The sequence below is a fragment of the Nocardia sp. NPDC055053 genome (assembly GCF_053608285.1).
Map to the genome: position 1 here is coordinate 33,132 of NZ_JBSGVD010000042.1, position 14,463 is coordinate 47,594.

The 14,463-nt window shown below is 66.3% G+C and carries 16 protein-coding genes; 6 read left to right on the forward strand and 10 right to left on the reverse strand.

Annotation, left to right across the window (positions count from 1 at the left end; all coding sequences use genetic code 11):
- The first annotated feature begins 16 nt into the window (after positions 1-16).
- A complete protein-coding gene (locus ACWF82_RS29920; protein ID WP_452506582.1) occupies positions 17-976 on the forward strand; it encodes an SMP-30/gluconolactonase/LRE family protein in 960 nt (319 codons plus the stop codon).
- 1 nt (position 977) lies between these two features.
- Here ACWF82_RS29920 and ACWF82_RS29925 read toward each other — a convergent pair whose 3' ends face one another.
- The 3 genes from ACWF82_RS29925 to ACWF82_RS29935 all read right to left on the reverse strand — a co-directional run bounded on the left by ACWF82_RS29925 (position 978) and on the right by ACWF82_RS29935 (position 2,694).
- Positions 978-1,754 carry an alpha/beta fold hydrolase gene (locus tag ACWF82_RS29925; protein ID WP_452506584.1) on the reverse strand — a complete coding sequence of 259 codons (777 nt, stop codon included), beginning with the start codon at positions 1,752-1,754 and terminating at the stop codon, positions 978-980.
- A gap of 151 nt (positions 1,755-1,905) precedes the next feature.
- On the reverse strand, positions 1,906-2,154 hold the full coding sequence (locus ACWF82_RS29930) for a hypothetical protein (protein WP_452506586.1): 249 nt from the start codon (positions 2,152-2,154) through the stop codon (positions 1,906-1,908).
- A gap of 240 nt (positions 2,155-2,394) precedes the next feature.
- Positions 2,395-2,694: a hypothetical protein gene (locus ACWF82_RS29935; protein WP_452506588.1), complete on the reverse strand. Its 300-nt coding sequence runs from the start codon at positions 2,692-2,694 to the stop codon at positions 2,395-2,397.
- A 392-nt stretch (positions 2,695-3,086) separates the two neighbouring features.
- Here ACWF82_RS29935 and ACWF82_RS29940 point away from each other — a divergent pair, with 392 nt between their 5' ends.
- From ACWF82_RS29940 to ACWF82_RS29950, 3 genes are all read left to right on the forward strand, one after another.
- The gene (locus ACWF82_RS29940; RefSeq protein ID WP_452506590.1) at positions 3,087-3,752 is read left to right on the forward strand and encodes a hypothetical protein; all 666 of its coding nucleotides are present in this window, start codon (positions 3,087-3,089) and stop codon (positions 3,750-3,752) included.
- Between the two features lie 200 nt (positions 3,753-3,952).
- Entirely contained in the window at positions 3,953-4,534 is a 582-nt protein-coding gene (locus ACWF82_RS29945) for a TetR/AcrR family transcriptional regulator (protein ID WP_452506592.1), read from the forward strand.
- Between the two features lie 190 nt (positions 4,535-4,724).
- Positions 4,725-5,477 carry a DUF6585 family protein gene (locus ACWF82_RS29950; protein ID WP_452506611.1) on the forward strand — a complete coding sequence of 251 codons (753 nt, stop codon included), beginning with the start codon at positions 4,725-4,727 and terminating at the stop codon, positions 5,475-5,477.
- A gap of 45 nt (positions 5,478-5,522) precedes the next feature.
- Here the strand turns inward: ACWF82_RS29950 and ACWF82_RS29955 are convergent, their stop codons facing one another.
- The 3 genes from ACWF82_RS29955 to ACWF82_RS29965 form a co-directional block, all read right to left on the reverse strand.
- The gene (locus tag ACWF82_RS29955) at positions 5,523-5,864 is read right to left on the reverse strand and encodes a hypothetical protein (RefSeq protein ID WP_452506593.1); all 342 of its coding nucleotides are present in this window, start codon (positions 5,862-5,864) and stop codon (positions 5,523-5,525) included.
- Positions 5,865-5,952: 88 nt separating this feature from the next.
- Positions 5,953-7,578 (reverse strand): chaperonin GroEL, encoded by a 1,626-nt coding sequence (gene groL / locus ACWF82_RS29960; RefSeq protein WP_378845391.1) that lies wholly within the window; start codon positions 7,576-7,578, stop codon positions 5,953-5,955.
- Positions 7,579-7,821: 243 nt separating this feature from the next.
- Positions 7,822-8,550: a Clp protease N-terminal domain-containing protein gene (locus tag ACWF82_RS29965; protein WP_452506595.1), complete on the reverse strand. Its 729-nt coding sequence runs from the start codon at positions 8,548-8,550 to the stop codon at positions 7,822-7,824.
- Between the two features lie 72 nt (positions 8,551-8,622).
- On the opposite strand from ACWF82_RS29965, the gene ACWF82_RS29970 reads away from it, so the two are divergent.
- Complete coding sequence (locus ACWF82_RS29970; protein ID WP_452506597.1) at positions 8,623-9,963, forward strand: hypothetical protein; 1,341 nt, start codon at positions 8,623-8,625, stop codon at positions 9,961-9,963.
- Between the two features lie 64 nt (positions 9,964-10,027).
- On the opposite strand, the gene ACWF82_RS29975 is transcribed toward ACWF82_RS29970, so the two are convergent.
- The 4 genes from ACWF82_RS29975 to ACWF82_RS29990 form a co-directional block, all read right to left on the reverse strand.
- A complete protein-coding gene (locus ACWF82_RS29975; RefSeq protein WP_452506598.1) occupies positions 10,028-10,450 on the reverse strand; it encodes a hypothetical protein in 423 nt (140 codons plus the stop codon).
- Between the two features lie 103 nt (positions 10,451-10,553).
- Positions 10,554-11,246 (reverse strand): NAD(P)-dependent oxidoreductase, encoded by a 693-nt coding sequence (locus tag ACWF82_RS29980; RefSeq protein ID WP_452506600.1) that lies wholly within the window; start codon positions 11,244-11,246, stop codon positions 10,554-10,556.
- Between the two features lie 95 nt (positions 11,247-11,341).
- On the reverse strand, positions 11,342-12,007 hold the full coding sequence (locus ACWF82_RS29985; RefSeq protein ID WP_452506602.1) for a TetR-like C-terminal domain-containing protein: 666 nt from the start codon (positions 12,005-12,007) through the stop codon (positions 11,342-11,344).
- 40 nt (positions 12,008-12,047) lie between these two features.
- Positions 12,048-12,539, reverse strand: a complete 492-nt coding sequence (locus ACWF82_RS29990) for a MarR family winged helix-turn-helix transcriptional regulator (RefSeq protein ID WP_452506604.1) — start codon at positions 12,537-12,539, stop codon at positions 12,048-12,050.
- Positions 12,540-12,786: 247 nt separating this feature from the next.
- On the opposite strand from ACWF82_RS29990, the gene ACWF82_RS29995 reads away from it, so the two are divergent.
- Positions 12,787-14,403 (forward strand): MFS transporter, encoded by a 1,617-nt coding sequence (locus ACWF82_RS29995; RefSeq protein WP_452506606.1) that lies wholly within the window; start codon positions 12,787-12,789, stop codon positions 14,401-14,403.
- Positions 14,404-14,463 lie beyond the last annotated feature (60 nt).

Genomic DNA, 14,463 nt, shown 5'->3' on the forward strand with positions numbered 1-14,463 from the left:
ACTGAGAGGCTTCATCATGATCAGGACCAGCGCCACCATCGCACTGGCCGTCGCCTGCCTGTCCGCTACGTCGTGCGGAACCGACACCGCGCCGGCGTTGAGCACCGCCTTCGAGCTGCCCGGCGATGCCGTGTATCCCGAGGGCATCGCACTGGACGCTCGCTCCGGCGACAGCTATGTCGGCTCGTTCGCCGACGGCACGGTCTACCGGGCGGCCGCGGGCGCCGAGCGCGCGGAGGTGTTCCTGCCCGCGGGCGCGGACGGCCGCAAGACGGCCAACGGAGTGCGGGTCGACCGGGACGGCAGGCTGTGGGTGATCGATTCGGGCGTGGGAGTCGCGGTGTACGACACCGGTTCCCGCGCGCTGCTGGCCCGGTTCGACGTGCCGGGCGCCGCGCCGCGTTTCGTCAACGATCTCGACTTCGGTGCCGACGGGAGCGGCTATCTGACCGACAGTGTCCGCAATGTCGTCTATCGGGTCACTCCAGACCAGATGGCCTCGGGCCATGGTGAATTGGGGGTCGCCTACGACCTGAGCCCGGTGCTCGGACCGCGCGATGCGAAGACCTTCGAGCTGAACGGGATCGTCGCCGATCAGGCGGGCACGTATCTGCTCGTCGTCGCGATGTCGGCGGGCGAGCTGTACCGGATCGACCTGACCGGCGCCGAGCCGATCCGCAAGGTCGCGCTGACCGGCGGCGACGTGCGCCACGGCGACGGCATGGAACTGCGCGACAACACGCTGTGGGTAGTCCACAACACCGAGAACACTGTCAGCCGCTGGACCGTCACCGACCGCGGTACCGCCGCTACGCGTGATCGCGAATTCCATGATCCCGCACTGAATATCCCCACGACGATGGTGCACTCGGGCGATCGGGCGCTGATCGTGTCGTCACAGTTCGACAAGGGTGGGCCGATGGGTGATGCGGGTTCGCCCGGGACGTTCGTGGTGTCGGCGGTCGACGGGTTCTGAGTCAGGCCCCGTCGACGAATTCCCTGAGGACGGCGACGAATTCGTCCGGCTGCTCGATCTGCGGCGAGTGACCCGCGTGCTCGACGAGGTGGGTGCGCGCGCCGGCCGCGGCGTAGCGGTCCAGGGTGGCCGTGCTGTCGTAGAGGTAGTCGTGCCTGCCGTGCACGGCAAGGACCGGGAGGTCGAGTGCGGCGACCCGCTCGTCGAGCGGATGTGCGGCGAGGTCGTCAGCTCGCGCACCGGCCGCATAGGCGAGACCGCCCGGCACCGCGGTTCGGAAGTCCCGAACCATCGCGTCGGCCAGGCCGGGCGCGGAGGCGTAGCGGAAGCGCGGCGCGAACACGGTCCGGTTGGCCAGCCGGATCACCAGGCCGGGCGTCCAGCGTTGCGCCAGCCGGACCGACCATGGCCGGACCACCCACTTCGCCACGGACGGGATCGCAGCGATGTGATAGTCCGGCGCCTGGCCGACCACTACGACCCGCGCCACCCGCGGCGAGCCGGCGAGTTCGAGAGCGATCTCCGCGCCGAACGAATGACCGACCACAGTCACCTGCGACAGGTCCAGCTCGTCGAGCAGCGCGGCGATCGGAGCGCTGCGCGCGGCAGCCGTGAAGTCACCGGATTCCGCGCCCTGATCGTGGACATCCACCCGGATCACGCGGTGGTCGCCGGTCAGCCGTTCGGCGACCGCCGCGAACCAGTCGACCGAACCGGGTATGCCGTGCACGAACACGATCACCGGGCCGGTGCGCGAGCCTTCGTCCAGAAATAGCACCTGTCCAGACTATCGAGACCGTTCGGTTCGTCTGCCGCGCCGGGGCGGTGCGTTATGCCCCGGACACGACGAAGGCCCGCACCATGTCGGTACAGGCCTTCGTCGTATTCGATTGCGCCGCACAGATACTCGCGGCCGCCGGACCAGGCGGTCAGACCAGGCCGAACCAGTCGAGGCGGTCGAGCCACTTCTCGCCCGCCTTGCCGAAGAGCCTGCCCACGGAGCTGCCTGCGAAGCCGGCGGCGAACGCGCGGGTCTGCTGGCGGCGGCCGGCGGCCTGGACCTCCCGGAGCAGCCGGGTGGCGTCCTCGGCGGCCTGGAGCATGCGGGCCACATCCTCGGCGGTGACCGGCGGAGCGGGGGGCGGGGGTGTGGTGGCGCCGCTGGCGTTGTCGGTCATGAAGGTCCTTCCACGAGTACCGATCTGCCTATCGATGGCCACTGTACCCGTGTGCACACGTTGCACAAGAACCGACTGTGCTCAAACGTGTTCAAACGTATGCACACGAACTGACCGACGCGAAAAGAGCCGCCGGCGATTTCTCGCCCGGCGGCTCTTTCTCAGATCTCCGGTCGATCGCTCCGGGTGGTAGGCGCACTCGGAACCTCGGCCAGGGTGGTTCAAATATTGATACGAATATCAGTTCGTTGTCGCGGAGGCCTTGACCGACGACTTGGCCTTCGCGGCCGAATCATCGACGTCGGCCACCGCGGAAGGTACGGCGTCGTCAGCGCGAAGCTCCGCGGCGGCGGCGAGTAGCCGAGCACGCTCAGCCGCTATGCGACGCTCGATCTCCTCCGGATCGAGAAGTCTGCGAATGCCGTCGGAGAGGAGTTCGCGCGAGAGCTCCGCGACGCTCTGGTTGCGGATGGCCGCGAGGCTGGTCAACAGCTCGTGGTCGCGCGGGCTGATCCGCACTGTGAAGGTCATATTGGCCATGGCTCATCTCCTGGTTGTCGGTCGTGGCATCCGCTCCTCGCCCACCCTGATTCCGACAGGGTGGGCGAGGGTGCGACCCCTCGCGATGCGATGCCAACTACTACTGGACGTCGGTGTTCATTAGTGAACGGGTGAATCATATCGAACCGGAGCGCACCGTGTGTGTTCATATTCCTTAACACACAGTGTAGGCATTCGTGCTCGCGCAGGATAGTAAAAAACCTCTGAGGACACCGGCGTGTCGGGGAACCTGTCGGATGCGCGAGTTGCGAAGCGGTTCATGTCGAGTCGATGAACACATCTGCACCGTGTGGCAGTATCGTGGTCTCTCAGCCTGGCCTATCCGCCAGGCGCTCCGAACCACGCGAAGAGTGAGGAGGCTGAGGTCTCAGATGAGTGCCAGCAACACGACGCCGGGAGACCGGCCCGAACTCGTCTACGAAGTAGAGCTCGTAGTCGATCCGACGGTTCCCGATCTGGATTCCACGATCCGCCGTGCCGCTGATCCGGTCAAGTTCTACGCCGAGTTGCAGCGGTGCAGTGGCGACTCGTACATGCGGGACCGCCTGACAGCCATCGTGGCCTGCGACATCCTCGCCGGGCCCGCGGGCAGCCACTGGCTCGAAGACCCCGAGGTCACCGCCGTGCTACGCAGATGCGCCGCCGATTGGCTTGCCCGACAGGCGGATCGGCTGCACGAGTGGAGCGTGGTCGTGCGCCTCGTCGACGACCACGTCGACGACCGGATGGTCGACCTGTCCGGCCGGGTCGACAATCCCCTGCAGCTGTTCTCCACACTGCGCAAGACCAACATCCTCGAGGTGCTGGACCCGGGCGCGATCACGGCGCTGTTCATGTGCGAATTCATGAAGAGCGTCAGCACCGACCCCGCGGCCTACCCCTCGCCGGAGCATCGGTCCGAGATCCTGACCTACCTCGCCACCGACGGCTATACCGACCTACGCAACGCGATCGAGGAGATCCTGCGCACCAGCGACGACAACCTGTCCGACGACGGCGACCTGTCCGACCCCGACGACGTGGTCCCGATCGCCTGACCTGCCAGGCCGCGTACCGCATCGACTCGCGGGACCGCGGAACCGGTTGGCGACGCGGGGAAGCGTTGGTGGCCAACAGGTGCTCCGCACAGCGACGTCCGGCCGCCTGCCATACGCACCGAGGCGACGAAGTCGAGCATCGGCATGGTCAGACCTCCATACTTTCCCGTATGGAATTGACCATACGGTAGCGTATGCGAATGCCGCGAGAGGAGAACGCGAAGTCCGCCGGGCGCAGGCTCACCGCCGACGACTGGGCGCAGGCCGCGCTGGACGCCCTCGGCGAAGGCGGGCTGGCCGCGGTGGCGGTCGAACCGCTGGCGAAACGGCTCGGGGCGACCAAGGGCAGCTTCTACTGGCATTTCAAGGATCGCGCCGCGCTCGTCGAGGCTGTGCTCGCGCGGTGGGAGCAGCGCGGGACGCAGGATGTCATCGACGAGCTGGATCAATTGCCAGGGCCCGCTGAACGTTTGCGGCAGCTGTTCACCCATGTCATCGAGTACGCCGCGCACGGCAGGGAAGATCTCGCGCTGCTCGCCTCGGTGGATCAGCCCGCCGTCGCCGCGGCGATGAGCCGGGTCGCCGAACGCCGGATCGACTATGTCGCCGCGCAATTGCGGCTGCTCGGGGTGCCCGATCCGCAGGCCTACACTCGCGCGAGCGTGGCCGTCAGCATCTATCACGGGTTCAATCAGCTGGCCAGGATCGCGCCGCAGACCCTGCCCGCCACCGACGAACTGGTGGACGCCGTGGTCTCCCGGCTGCTCGATCCGCAGCGCTGAATCAGTCCCCTCTACAGCGGCTTTCACCCCGCGTAGCAGCCGATTCCGGAATGGCCGCTATCATTATTCACCCACCAGTGGCGGTAATCGGCCTCGTCGAATACGCTTCGCCGCGGATGTAAGACGCCTCATGGAGGGACGAGTGATCACTCCGAACAGTCCGGAGGACGTAGCCGAAGTCCGGCATAGGGTGCCGTTGACGCAGCTGATACACCTGATGTCGGAGTATCAGCACCTCGGCGCGCACCGTGACACGTTCCTCGCCATGCCCGCCGACGACACCTTCGTCCGCGGCTGCGGCATCATCGGGGGCACCTTCGCCACCATCGGCGTCATCTGCGGCGCCGTCGGCGCCTGGCAGGGTGGTGTCGCCCTGCTGGTGATCGCCGCGCTCCCGGTCCTGCTGGCCTTCCGTCGTGGAATCCTCAACCGGCAGAACCGCGCCGCCCGCATCGACCTGTTCGACCACGGCGTCACCGTCTACCGCTCCGGCCAGCGGGTCGCCGGATTCCGCTGGGACAGCACCGAAGTGCGCCAGCAGATGATCCCCTTCCACGACACCACGGCGGTGTCCTACTACCTCGCGCTCACCGGACCAGGTGGTGTCGAAGCCACCATCGACGAAGAAGGCTTCGCCCGCGCCCGCGAATGGGCCCGCGCCATCCAATCCGCCGTCACCGCAACCCAACTCCCCGCCGCCGTCACCGCCATCGACAACGGCGGCACCGTCACCTTCGGCGAGGTCGGCCTCTCCCTCGACGCCCTCCACTTCCAGGGCGAATCCTTCCCGTGGGAGAACATCCAGCTCATCGACGCCCGCAGCGGCCACATCCGCCTCAAACTCACCGGCACCTGGCGCTCCCTCACCCCCGTCGGCACCATCCCCAACTTCTACATCTTCAACGAACTCGCGGAGCGGTTGCGGTTGACGCCGGTGGGGTGAGACAGCTCCCGCACCACCGGGTTACGCCGTCGACAGCGAGTCGGTCTACTCGTCGGAGGGCGGCGTGAGTTCCTTCTTCGCCAGGTCGTTCAGGCCCGAGCAGCTCGCCCACAGCAGTACCGCCCCGATGATGACCTTCACCCAGTCCATTGTGTTGTTGAAGAATTTCACGTCCGCGTAGTTGCCACCGGACTTCGACATCGAGCACGACGTGTCGCCCTGGCTCATGTCGTAGCTGGAGAAATCCAGGACGAAGATGTTCCAGGTGTGACAGGTGACCGTGTCGTCGAGCAGGCCGAGCAGGCCCGACAGGATCAGCCAGCCGCAGATGATCCCCACCAGTACACAGAACACCCAGTACTTGCGGGCCGTGCGGGCGAACGTCATTTTCCACTCCCTACGGACAGACCGAAGGCCGGTCCACTCGGGAGTGGACCGGCCTTCGTGACTTGCGGGAACTAGTGATCCGGGGGGATCAGAAGTCCATGCCGCCCATGCCACCGGTGGGGTCGCCCGCGGGGGCGGCCTTCTCCGGCTTGTCGGCGACGACGGCCTCGGTGGTGAGGAACAGGGCCGCGATGGAGGCCGCGTTCTGCAGGGCCGAACGGGTGACCTTGACCGGGTCGGCAACGCCGGCGGCCAGCAGGTTCTCGTAGACGCCGGAATCGGCGTTCAGGCCTTCGCCCTCGGGGAGGTTGGAGACCTTCTCGGCGACGACGCCGGGCTCGAGGCCGGCGTTGAAGGCGATCTGCTTCAGCGGGGCCGACAGCGCGACACGCACGATGTTGACACCGGTGGCCTCGTCGGCCGACAGGCCGCTGAAGCCGTCCAGCGCGGGGGCGGCCTGCAGCAGGGCGACGCCACCACCGGCGACGATGCCCTCTTCGACGGCAGCCTTGGCGTTGCGCACGGCATCTTCGATGCGGTGCTTGCGCTCCTTGAGCTCGACCTCGGTGGCGGCACCGGCCTTGATCACCGCGACACCGCCGGCCAGCTTGGCCAGGCGCTCCTGCAGCTTCTCACGGTCGTAGTCCGAGTCCGAGTTCTCGATCTCGGTGCGGATCTGCGCAACGCGGCCCTTGATGGCCTCCGCGTCGCCAGCGCCCTCGACGATGGTGGTCTCGTCCTTGGTGATGACGACCTTGCGCGCGGTACCGAGCAGCTCGATACCGGCGGTCTCCAGCGACAGACCGACCTCTTCGCTGATGACCTCGCCACCGGTGAGGATGGCGATGTCGGCCAGCTGGGCCTTGCGACGGTCACCGAAGCCCGGAGCCTTGACGGCGACGGACTTGAAGGTGCCACGGATCTTGTTCACAACCAGGGTCGACAGGGCCTCGCCCTCGACGTCCTCGGCGATGATCAGCAGCGGCTTGCCGGCCTGGATGACCTTCTCCAGCAGCGGCAGCAGGTCCTTGACGGTCGAGATCTTGGCCGACACCAGCAGGATGTACGGGTCCTCGAGGACCGCTTCCTGACGCTCGGGGTCGGTCACGAAGTAACCGGAGATGTAGCCCTTGTCGAAGCGCATGCCCTCGGTGAGCTCCAGCTGGAGACCGAAGGTGTTGCTCTCCTCGACGGTGATGACGCCTTCCTTGCCGACCTTGTCCATGGCCTCGGCGATGAGCTCACCGATGGACGAGTCGCCTGCCGAGATACCGGCGGTGGCAGCGATCTGCTCCTTGGTCTCGACCTCCTTGGCGGTGTCGAGCAGCTTGGCGGTGACGGCCTCGACGGCCTTCTCGATGCCGCGCTTCAGGCCAAGCGGGTTGGCGCCGGCCGCGACGTTGCGCAGGCCCTCACGCACGAGCGCCTGGGCGAGCACGGTGGCGGTGGTGGTGCCGTCGCCCGCGACGTCGTCCGTCTTCTTGGCGACTTCCTTGACCAGCTCGGCGCCGATCTTCTCGTACGGGTCCTCGAGGTCGATCTCCTTGGCGATGGACACACCATCGTTGGTGATCGTGGGGGCGCCCCACTTCTTCTCGAGCACGACGTTGCGACCCTTCGGGCCCAGCGTCACCTTGACAGCGTCGGCGAGGGCGTTCAGACCCCGCTCGAGACCGCGACGGGCCTCTTCGTCGTACGCAATTGTCTTGGCCATTGCGTTGAGATCCTCCACATGTCTATGGCTGACACACGAGACGACCACAGGTTGGATCGCCCCAAAGTACGCTGGCCAGGTGCGGTGCCCGCGACGGACGACCGAGGGTGTCGATGGAACCCGGCCTCACCGTCCCGACCTGGCACTCAACAGACGCGAGTGCCAAAGCATTTTTAGCACTCGGGTGGTGAGAGTGCAAGGTCGCGCCCGGCGCGGAGGAGGACACCGGGCGCGCCCCGCGGGTCAGGACTCGCCCTGCGCCGCCAGGAACTGATTCAGCAACTCGACGAGTTCGGCTTCTACCACAGCCTTGTCCAGGCCGAGGTCACTGAGCACGCCAGTGCCGTTCTCCTGTTCGAGCAGCGCGAGCAGGATGTGTTCGGTGCCGATGTAGTTGTGGCCGAGGCGCAGCGCCTCGCGAAAGGTCAGTTCGAGGACCTTCTTGGTCTCACCGTCGAACGGGATGAGCGCGGGGATGTCGTCGGTCGCGGGCGGGAGCGCGGCGACGGCCGCCGCCTGGACCGACTCCAGACTGACCCCACGGGCGACGATCTCCTTGGCCGCCAGGCCCTCGGACTGGCCGATCAGCCCGAGGATGAGGTGGCCGAGCGTGATCTGGTTGTTGCCCGCCCCCCTGGCCGACTCCTGGGAACCCACCACGACCTGCCGTGCCCGGTCGGTGAACTTGGCGAACCCGGCCTGCGGGTCCATGGCCGCGGTGTCGCCGGGCTGCTTGGGAACGAAGCGCTTCTGCGCGGCCTGCTTGCTGACGCCCATGCTGGCACCGATATCGGTCCAGGACGCGCCGGAGCGGCGGGCCTGGTCGACGAAGTGGCCGATGAGGTGGTCGGCCACCTCGCCGAGGTGACCCGCGGCCACCACGGCGTCGGAGAGCTGGTCGAGGACGTTGTCGGGACGGGCCTTCTTGATGCCGTCGATCAGATCGTCGAGGCGAATGTTCGGAATGCTCATGCGTCAACTCTAGGTTGACGATTCGGCTGCGTCAACCGTCGGTTGACGATCAATCGGTGGCACAGTGTCGGCATGGGGAGAATTCGGCGCTCGGCCCGGTGGGGCCCGCGCATCGTGGGGATTGCTGTGACGCTGGCCTGCGTGGTCGGGATGGGCCGGTTCCTGTGGCCGCAGCCGGGAATCGATGACCAGCCCGGTTCGACCGAGCGGCAGCTGGCGTTCGTCCGGGACGCGCTCGACGGTGGTGCGGATGTCGCTGCGCAGCGGCAGTTTCCGGAGGGGCACTTCTTCCTGAACGCGCTCTACGGCATCTCGTGGGCGCAGGCGGCGCGCACCGATCCGGGGCTCCGCGAGGATGCGCTGCGCGAATCTCGCTGGGCGCTGGATCGATTGGAGTCCGCGGCGGGCCGGGCAGTTTTCAGCCCGACGCTGCGGCCCGCGTACGGGGTGTTCTGGGCCGGGTGGACCAACTGGTTACGTGGAGCGATCCTGTCGCTCGATGCGTCTGATCCCGATGAGGTGCAGCGCTTTTCCACACACAGCGCGGAGATCGCGCAGGCCTTCGCCGCCTCGGAGACACCGTTCTTGCAGGCCTACCGTGGACAGGCCTGGCCGGTCGACTCCACCGTGGCTGTGGCCTCGCTGCGATTGCACGACCAGCTGTTCGACGACAAGTTCGGGGCGGTGACGGCACGCTGGCTCGGCGCGGTGCGGAGCAGGCTCGATCCCGCCACCGGGCTGATGCCGCACGAGGTGTCGCCGGAGGGATCGCAGCTCGACGGTGCGCGGGCGACCTCGCAGTCGGTGATCCACCGGTTCCTGCCGGAGATCGATCCAGCCTTCGCGCGCAGTCAGTACGCCCTGTATCGCGAGCAGTACCTGTCCTATCCGGGCGGTTTCGGGCCAGCTTTGCGCGAATACCCGAAGGGTGTCGACGGGGTCGGTGATGTGGATTCGGGGCCGCTGATAGCCGGAATCAGCTTGTCCGCCACCGTGGTCGGGCTCGGGGCCGCCCGGGTGAACGGCGACAGCGAGCTGGCCGCGGCGATCGGCGCCCAAGGCGAGCTGCTCGGGCTGCCGGTCGGTCTGCCCGGGTCGAAGCGGTACGCGTTCGGGATGGTGCCGATCGGGGACGCGTTCGTGGTGTGGTCTTCGACGGCTCGGTTGCTTACCGGGGAGCCGCCGGTCGACGTGGTCGGCCTGCGCTGGTGGTGGCGGGTGCCGTGGATGATCGCGCTCGCCGCGATCGCGGTTGCCCCATGGGCCGGGACAATGATCACAGCGCTGCGGCGGAACCGTCACGACAGCTCCATCGACTGGGTAGCGAAGGGAATCAACAGGACTCGCTCGGCGGTACCAGCTGAATCCATCTGCACCCCTGCGCACACAGGTACGGCATCGAGTGCCGGGTGAACAGCTCACCCCGCTACGGGATTTCGTCGGCGGGGCGAGCTGTTCGGCTGCACGTGTGGACCAATTACCGGTTTCTGGTGCCCGTGAAGTCGGACCGGAAGCTCACGATCACCGACCCATCGGCACGGAACAGCGTCGTCGTTCCGGACGAAGTGAACCGGTTGGCATCGGCCAAGGTACCGACCTGGAATCCCTTCGCGGTACCGTCCGGTGGCAGATCATGGTTCGCGTCGATGCTGATGACGTGCTTTTGCTGCGTCCACGTCAGTGTTCCGGTGAGACCGCCACCGGTCACCACCGAACCGTCGCCGCCTTCGTTGAAAGTGAACTGCGCACTGCGGGTTACGGGTCCCGTCGACAGATACTCGATCACGCTCACAGTCCAGGAACCAGCCAGCGAGCGTGCTGCAGACTCCTCTGCGGAGGCGGTCGTCGGCGTGAACACCGCAGAGGCGATCCCGAATGTCATTATCAGCGCGCCCAGCACAGACCTTCGAGACGAAACGACACTTACCATCGAAATTCCTTTCACGTGAAAACATCCCCCCAGATTCGGCTGTGCGACAGCATCGCGTCGACCGGAGGCCTTCTTACCGATTGCGAGCGATCTCCTTGATCAGCAACCGGACAAATTGAGGCGTGTCGGCCGTGGTGATCACATCGACGACGGCTCGCCGGTGCGTTTTCTGAACCGCTACCGCAAGCAGCGCGTGGGCCAGATCCAGACGTGAGGTGAAGCACCCGGGAATTCCGGTCGGCGCGATGGTGTAGCCGGTTACCTCACTGCCGTCGAACAGGCCGGCGGCCCGGATCACCGTCCAATCGAGATCCGTGCTCTGCAGAAAATCTTCCATTCGAAGCATATCCGCGTAGGCCGTGCGGCCGATTTTTCGCAGCACCGGCCGGACGACAGTGCGAAATAGAATTCGCTCGCCCGGCGCGGAAACCGGTGGCGCGCAGACGGAGCTCACGCAGACCAGCCGACTGATTCCGCGGCGCGTCATGACACTGGCGATGTTGGCGATCCCGGTGGAGTACACCGTAATCGGCTGCCGCGTGTAGGTGGCACCGAGCACGGAAACAACCGCATCTTGGCCTGCCAGCACACGGTCCACAGATCGACCGTCCCGAACGTCGGCTTGGACGACCCGCAGCCCTGGTTCTCCGGACGGAAAGGAAGCGAGATCGCGAACAACCGCGGTGACGTGATGTCCCGCGTCGAGCGCCAGCCGGGTGACCTGACGACCGGTCGGACCATTAGCACCGAAAACGACCAGCCTCACTGCTACTCCTCGATGACAGACATGACGATTCGAGGAATCGACCTTGTCGGCTCCTCGAATATGGACAGACGCGACGATCCGCTATCGGATAGGTATCAATCCGCGGGCGCCTGCATGGTCAACAACGGAACCGTCAGCGAATCGACGAGACGTTCGAAGAAGACACCGTCCACCGGCTCGGCGAGAATCATGATTCGGTGAAAGATCATCGCGGGAATGACATGGGCGATCAGCTCGGCATCGACTCCGGCGGCGATCTCTCCGCGCGCACGCGCACGCTCCACCACTGCGGCATAGGCCTCCCGCCGTGGTGTCGCGACCGCTCTTTCGACCGTCTCCCGCAACTGGCGGTCACGGGTCATCGACGATGCGATGGCTGCCAGCACGGCATCGCGGCGGCTGCTCGCGTCGAGGTAGGCAGCGCCAAGGGCGATCAGATCTGAACGCAGACTGCCGGTGTCCGGGATCGGGATTTCCCCGCCCAGCGCCTCGATGGCATCGCGAACCAGCTCGGCTTTGTCCTTCCACCGCCGGTAGACGGTGGCACGGCCCGCGCCCGCTCTGGCCGCGACCGCCTCGACCGTCAGCCGGTCGTACCCCACCTCGGGCAGAATTTCCCCAGCCGCGGCCAAAAGGGCGCTGTCGCGGCCGGGATCCCGAGGACGTCCGGCCGACCTGAGCGGCGCATCACCGCCTGATTGTGTCGGCACGAACTGAGCGTAACCAGGTACCCAATACGATACAAGCGCGACTCGTATCACAATTGGACCGTCCGGTTCGACACGACGGCCCGGTCGAGCCCTACTCGACCGGGTCGGCTCCGCAGCCGTAGTGAGCACCGACATGCAGGCCGCCGTTCACCGCGAGACGCTGCAGCAACGCCAAGAATTCCCGCCGCTCATCCGGCTGTAGCGAGCTGGTGAACTCCGCTTCGTACCCGTCCAGCACTCGCTCCGCCTCGACCAGCAAGCGCTTGCCCGCCGGCAACACGTGGACGGCGTAAGCCCTGCGGTTGGCGGGATGCTTTCGCCGTTCGACGAATTCACGACGCTCCAGCTCGTCAACGATCCCGACCATCACGTTGCGGTGAATGTGCAGCGAATCGCACAGCTGCTGCTGCGAGAGCCCGTCACTGTCGCTGAGCACGCTGAGCACAGCTACATGTCGCGGCTGAATCCCCAGGGACGCGAGGGCGGCACTGAATCGCTCCGTCGTGTGCACCCCGAGCTGCGCCAGCAGGAAGGTCGGATGTTCGTCCAGCCGGAGGTGCGCATGATCGCCCGTCGTATCCATGTCTCGTTCAAAGTACCTCGAGCCGTGCACCGCCCCGGAGAGACCGTTGCAACTTTGCTGCGTATCACTGAGCGTGATAAGCACTACAGGTGCATTTCATGGCTGGGTGTACACCGACGCCGTCGGCCGGCACCAGCCCCTGAATCAGAGGCAGTCGAATATGGAAACCCGCACGTTGGACCCGGTGAAGTCGTCCGCAGGCCGGTCGGCGCCGCCAGGCCGCCGACATTGGGCAGCGTTCGTCGTGATGCTCGTCGCTTCCTTCATGGACCTGCTCGACATGACCATCGTCAACGTCACCATCCCCACGCTGCAGCACAATCTCGACGCGACGTACACACAGATCGAATGGACCGTCACCGGCTATGTGCTCGGGTTCGCGGCCCTGCTCATCACCGGCGGCAGGCTCGGCGACATCTATGGTCGGCGCAAGCTTTTCCTGCTCGGCATCGCGGGCTTCACGCTGGCATCGGCCCTGTGCGGGCTGGCGACCTCGCCCGAAATGCTCATCGGTGCCAGATTCCTGCAGGGCGCGATGGCGGGCTTGATGATCCCGCAGGTCCTCGCCATCGTGCAGGCCACCTTCCCCGCCGACGACCGCGGTCGGGCCATCGGAATCTTCGGCGGCATCAGTGGTCTGGCCGCCGTCTCCGGCATGGTGATCGGTGGCGCACTGGTCGAACTCAATCTTTTCGATCTGACGTGGCGTCCGATCTTCCTCATCAACATCCCGATCGGCATCGCCGCACTCGTCGCGGGCTGGCGGCTCATCCCGGAGACCCGCTCCGAAGTCCCACCGCGTCTCGATCCGATCGGCATGATCCTGGCCATCGTCGCGGTGACACTGCTCATCTACCCGTTGACCGAAGGCCGCCGACTGGGTTGGCCCGCATGGACTTTCGTTTCCATGGCCGCGTCGCTGGTACTGCTCGCCGTCTTCCTCGCCTACGAAAAACGCCGCACCGAGACCGTCGGCTCCCCGCTGGTGGTCCTGAGCCTGTTCAGGCTCCGGTCCTTCGCGTCCGGCATCGGCATCTGGCTGCTGTTCAACACCGCGCTCGGTGGCTTCTTCGTTGTGTGGACGCTGTACATGCAGGTGGGCCTGGGCTGGTCGGCACTGCACGCCGGGCTCGTCGCGGCCACCTTCGCGGTCGGGGCAGGGATCGGCGCCGGTAGCTCCATGGAGATACTGGTCCCGAAGTACGGGCGACGGGTGCTGTTCGTCGGCGCCGCGATCAACGCGACCGGGTTCGGCCTCTATGCCGCGCTCGCATGGCATTACGGGCAAACGATCAGCACCTGGCACATGTCGGCGGTGTTGGCGTTCACCGGCATCGGATTCGGCATGATGTTCGCGTCGACTGTGGAAGTCGTGCTGTCGGACACTCCCGTCGAGGACGCGGGCTCGGCCTCCGGCCTGCTCAACACCAGTCAGCAGGTCGGCACCGCACTGGGCGTGGCATTGGCGGCGGTGCTGTTCTTCACGATGCTGGACGAGAATTCCGACCATGGCGTTGACAGCGCGCTACCGGGGCTGCGCACGGAGTTGACCGCCGCCGGGATACCGGCCGACGCGCAGGCCGACATCGCCGCGAAGTTTCGCCGCTGCGTCCAGGACAGGTCCGCGGCCCACGATCCGACTGCCGTGCCGGCCAGTTGCCCGGCAGCGACACCCGGTGATCCCGTGAGCATCGCGCTGACCGACGCCGGCGAGACCGCTCGCACCGAGAACTTCTCGCGGGCCTTCGCCATCATGCTGAGTGCCGCGATCGCGTTGCTGGTGGCGATAATCGGATTGATCTTCGCGCTCCCGCGGGGCGGAGTTCGCACGATCGGCAAGGCAGCCACCCCGACGATCAGTTGAGCCGGGGCGCCACCGCGATGCCCTGGTGAATGCCGTCGACCTGCTGCGCTGATGCGCAGC

Bases quoted from the DNA above. Each gene is read 5' to 3' on its own strand.
- ACWF82_RS29940 (WP_452506590.1), top strand. From the start codon at position 3,087: ATGAGTGCCAGCAACACGACGCCGGGAGACCGGCCCGAACTCGTCTAC.
- ACWF82_RS29970 (WP_452506597.1), top strand. From the start codon at position 8,623: ATGGGGAGAATTCGGCGCTCGGCCCGGTGGGGCCCGCGCATCGTGGGG.
- ACWF82_RS29920 (WP_452506582.1), top strand. From the start codon at position 17: ATGATCAGGACCAGCGCCACCATCGCACTGGCCGTCGCCTGCCTGTCC.
- ACWF82_RS29965 (WP_452506595.1), bottom strand. From the start codon at position 8,550: ATGAGCATTCCGAACATTCGCCTCGACGATCTGATCGACGGCATCAAG.
- ACWF82_RS29935 (WP_452506588.1), bottom strand. From the start codon at position 2,694: ATGGCCAATATGACCTTCACAGTGCGGATCAGCCCGCGCGACCACGAG.
- groL (WP_378845391.1), bottom strand. From the start codon at position 7,578: ATGGCCAAGACAATTGCGTACGACGAAGAGGCCCGTCGCGGTCTCGAG.
- ACWF82_RS29930 (WP_452506586.1), bottom strand. From the start codon at position 2,154: ATGACCGACAACGCCAGCGGCGCCACCACACCCCCGCCCCCCGCTCCG.
- ACWF82_RS29990 (WP_452506604.1), bottom strand. From the start codon at position 12,539: ATGGATACGACGGGCGATCATGCGCACCTCCGGCTGGACGAACATCCG.
- ACWF82_RS29955 (WP_452506593.1), bottom strand. From the start codon at position 5,864: ATGACGTTCGCCCGCACGGCCCGCAAGTACTGGGTGTTCTGTGTACTG.
- ACWF82_RS29995 (WP_452506606.1), top strand. From the start codon at position 12,787: ATGCTCGTCGCTTCCTTCATGGACCTGCTCGACATGACCATCGTCAAC.
- ACWF82_RS29945 (WP_452506592.1), top strand. From the start codon at position 3,953: ATGCCGCGAGAGGAGAACGCGAAGTCCGCCGGGCGCAGGCTCACCGCC.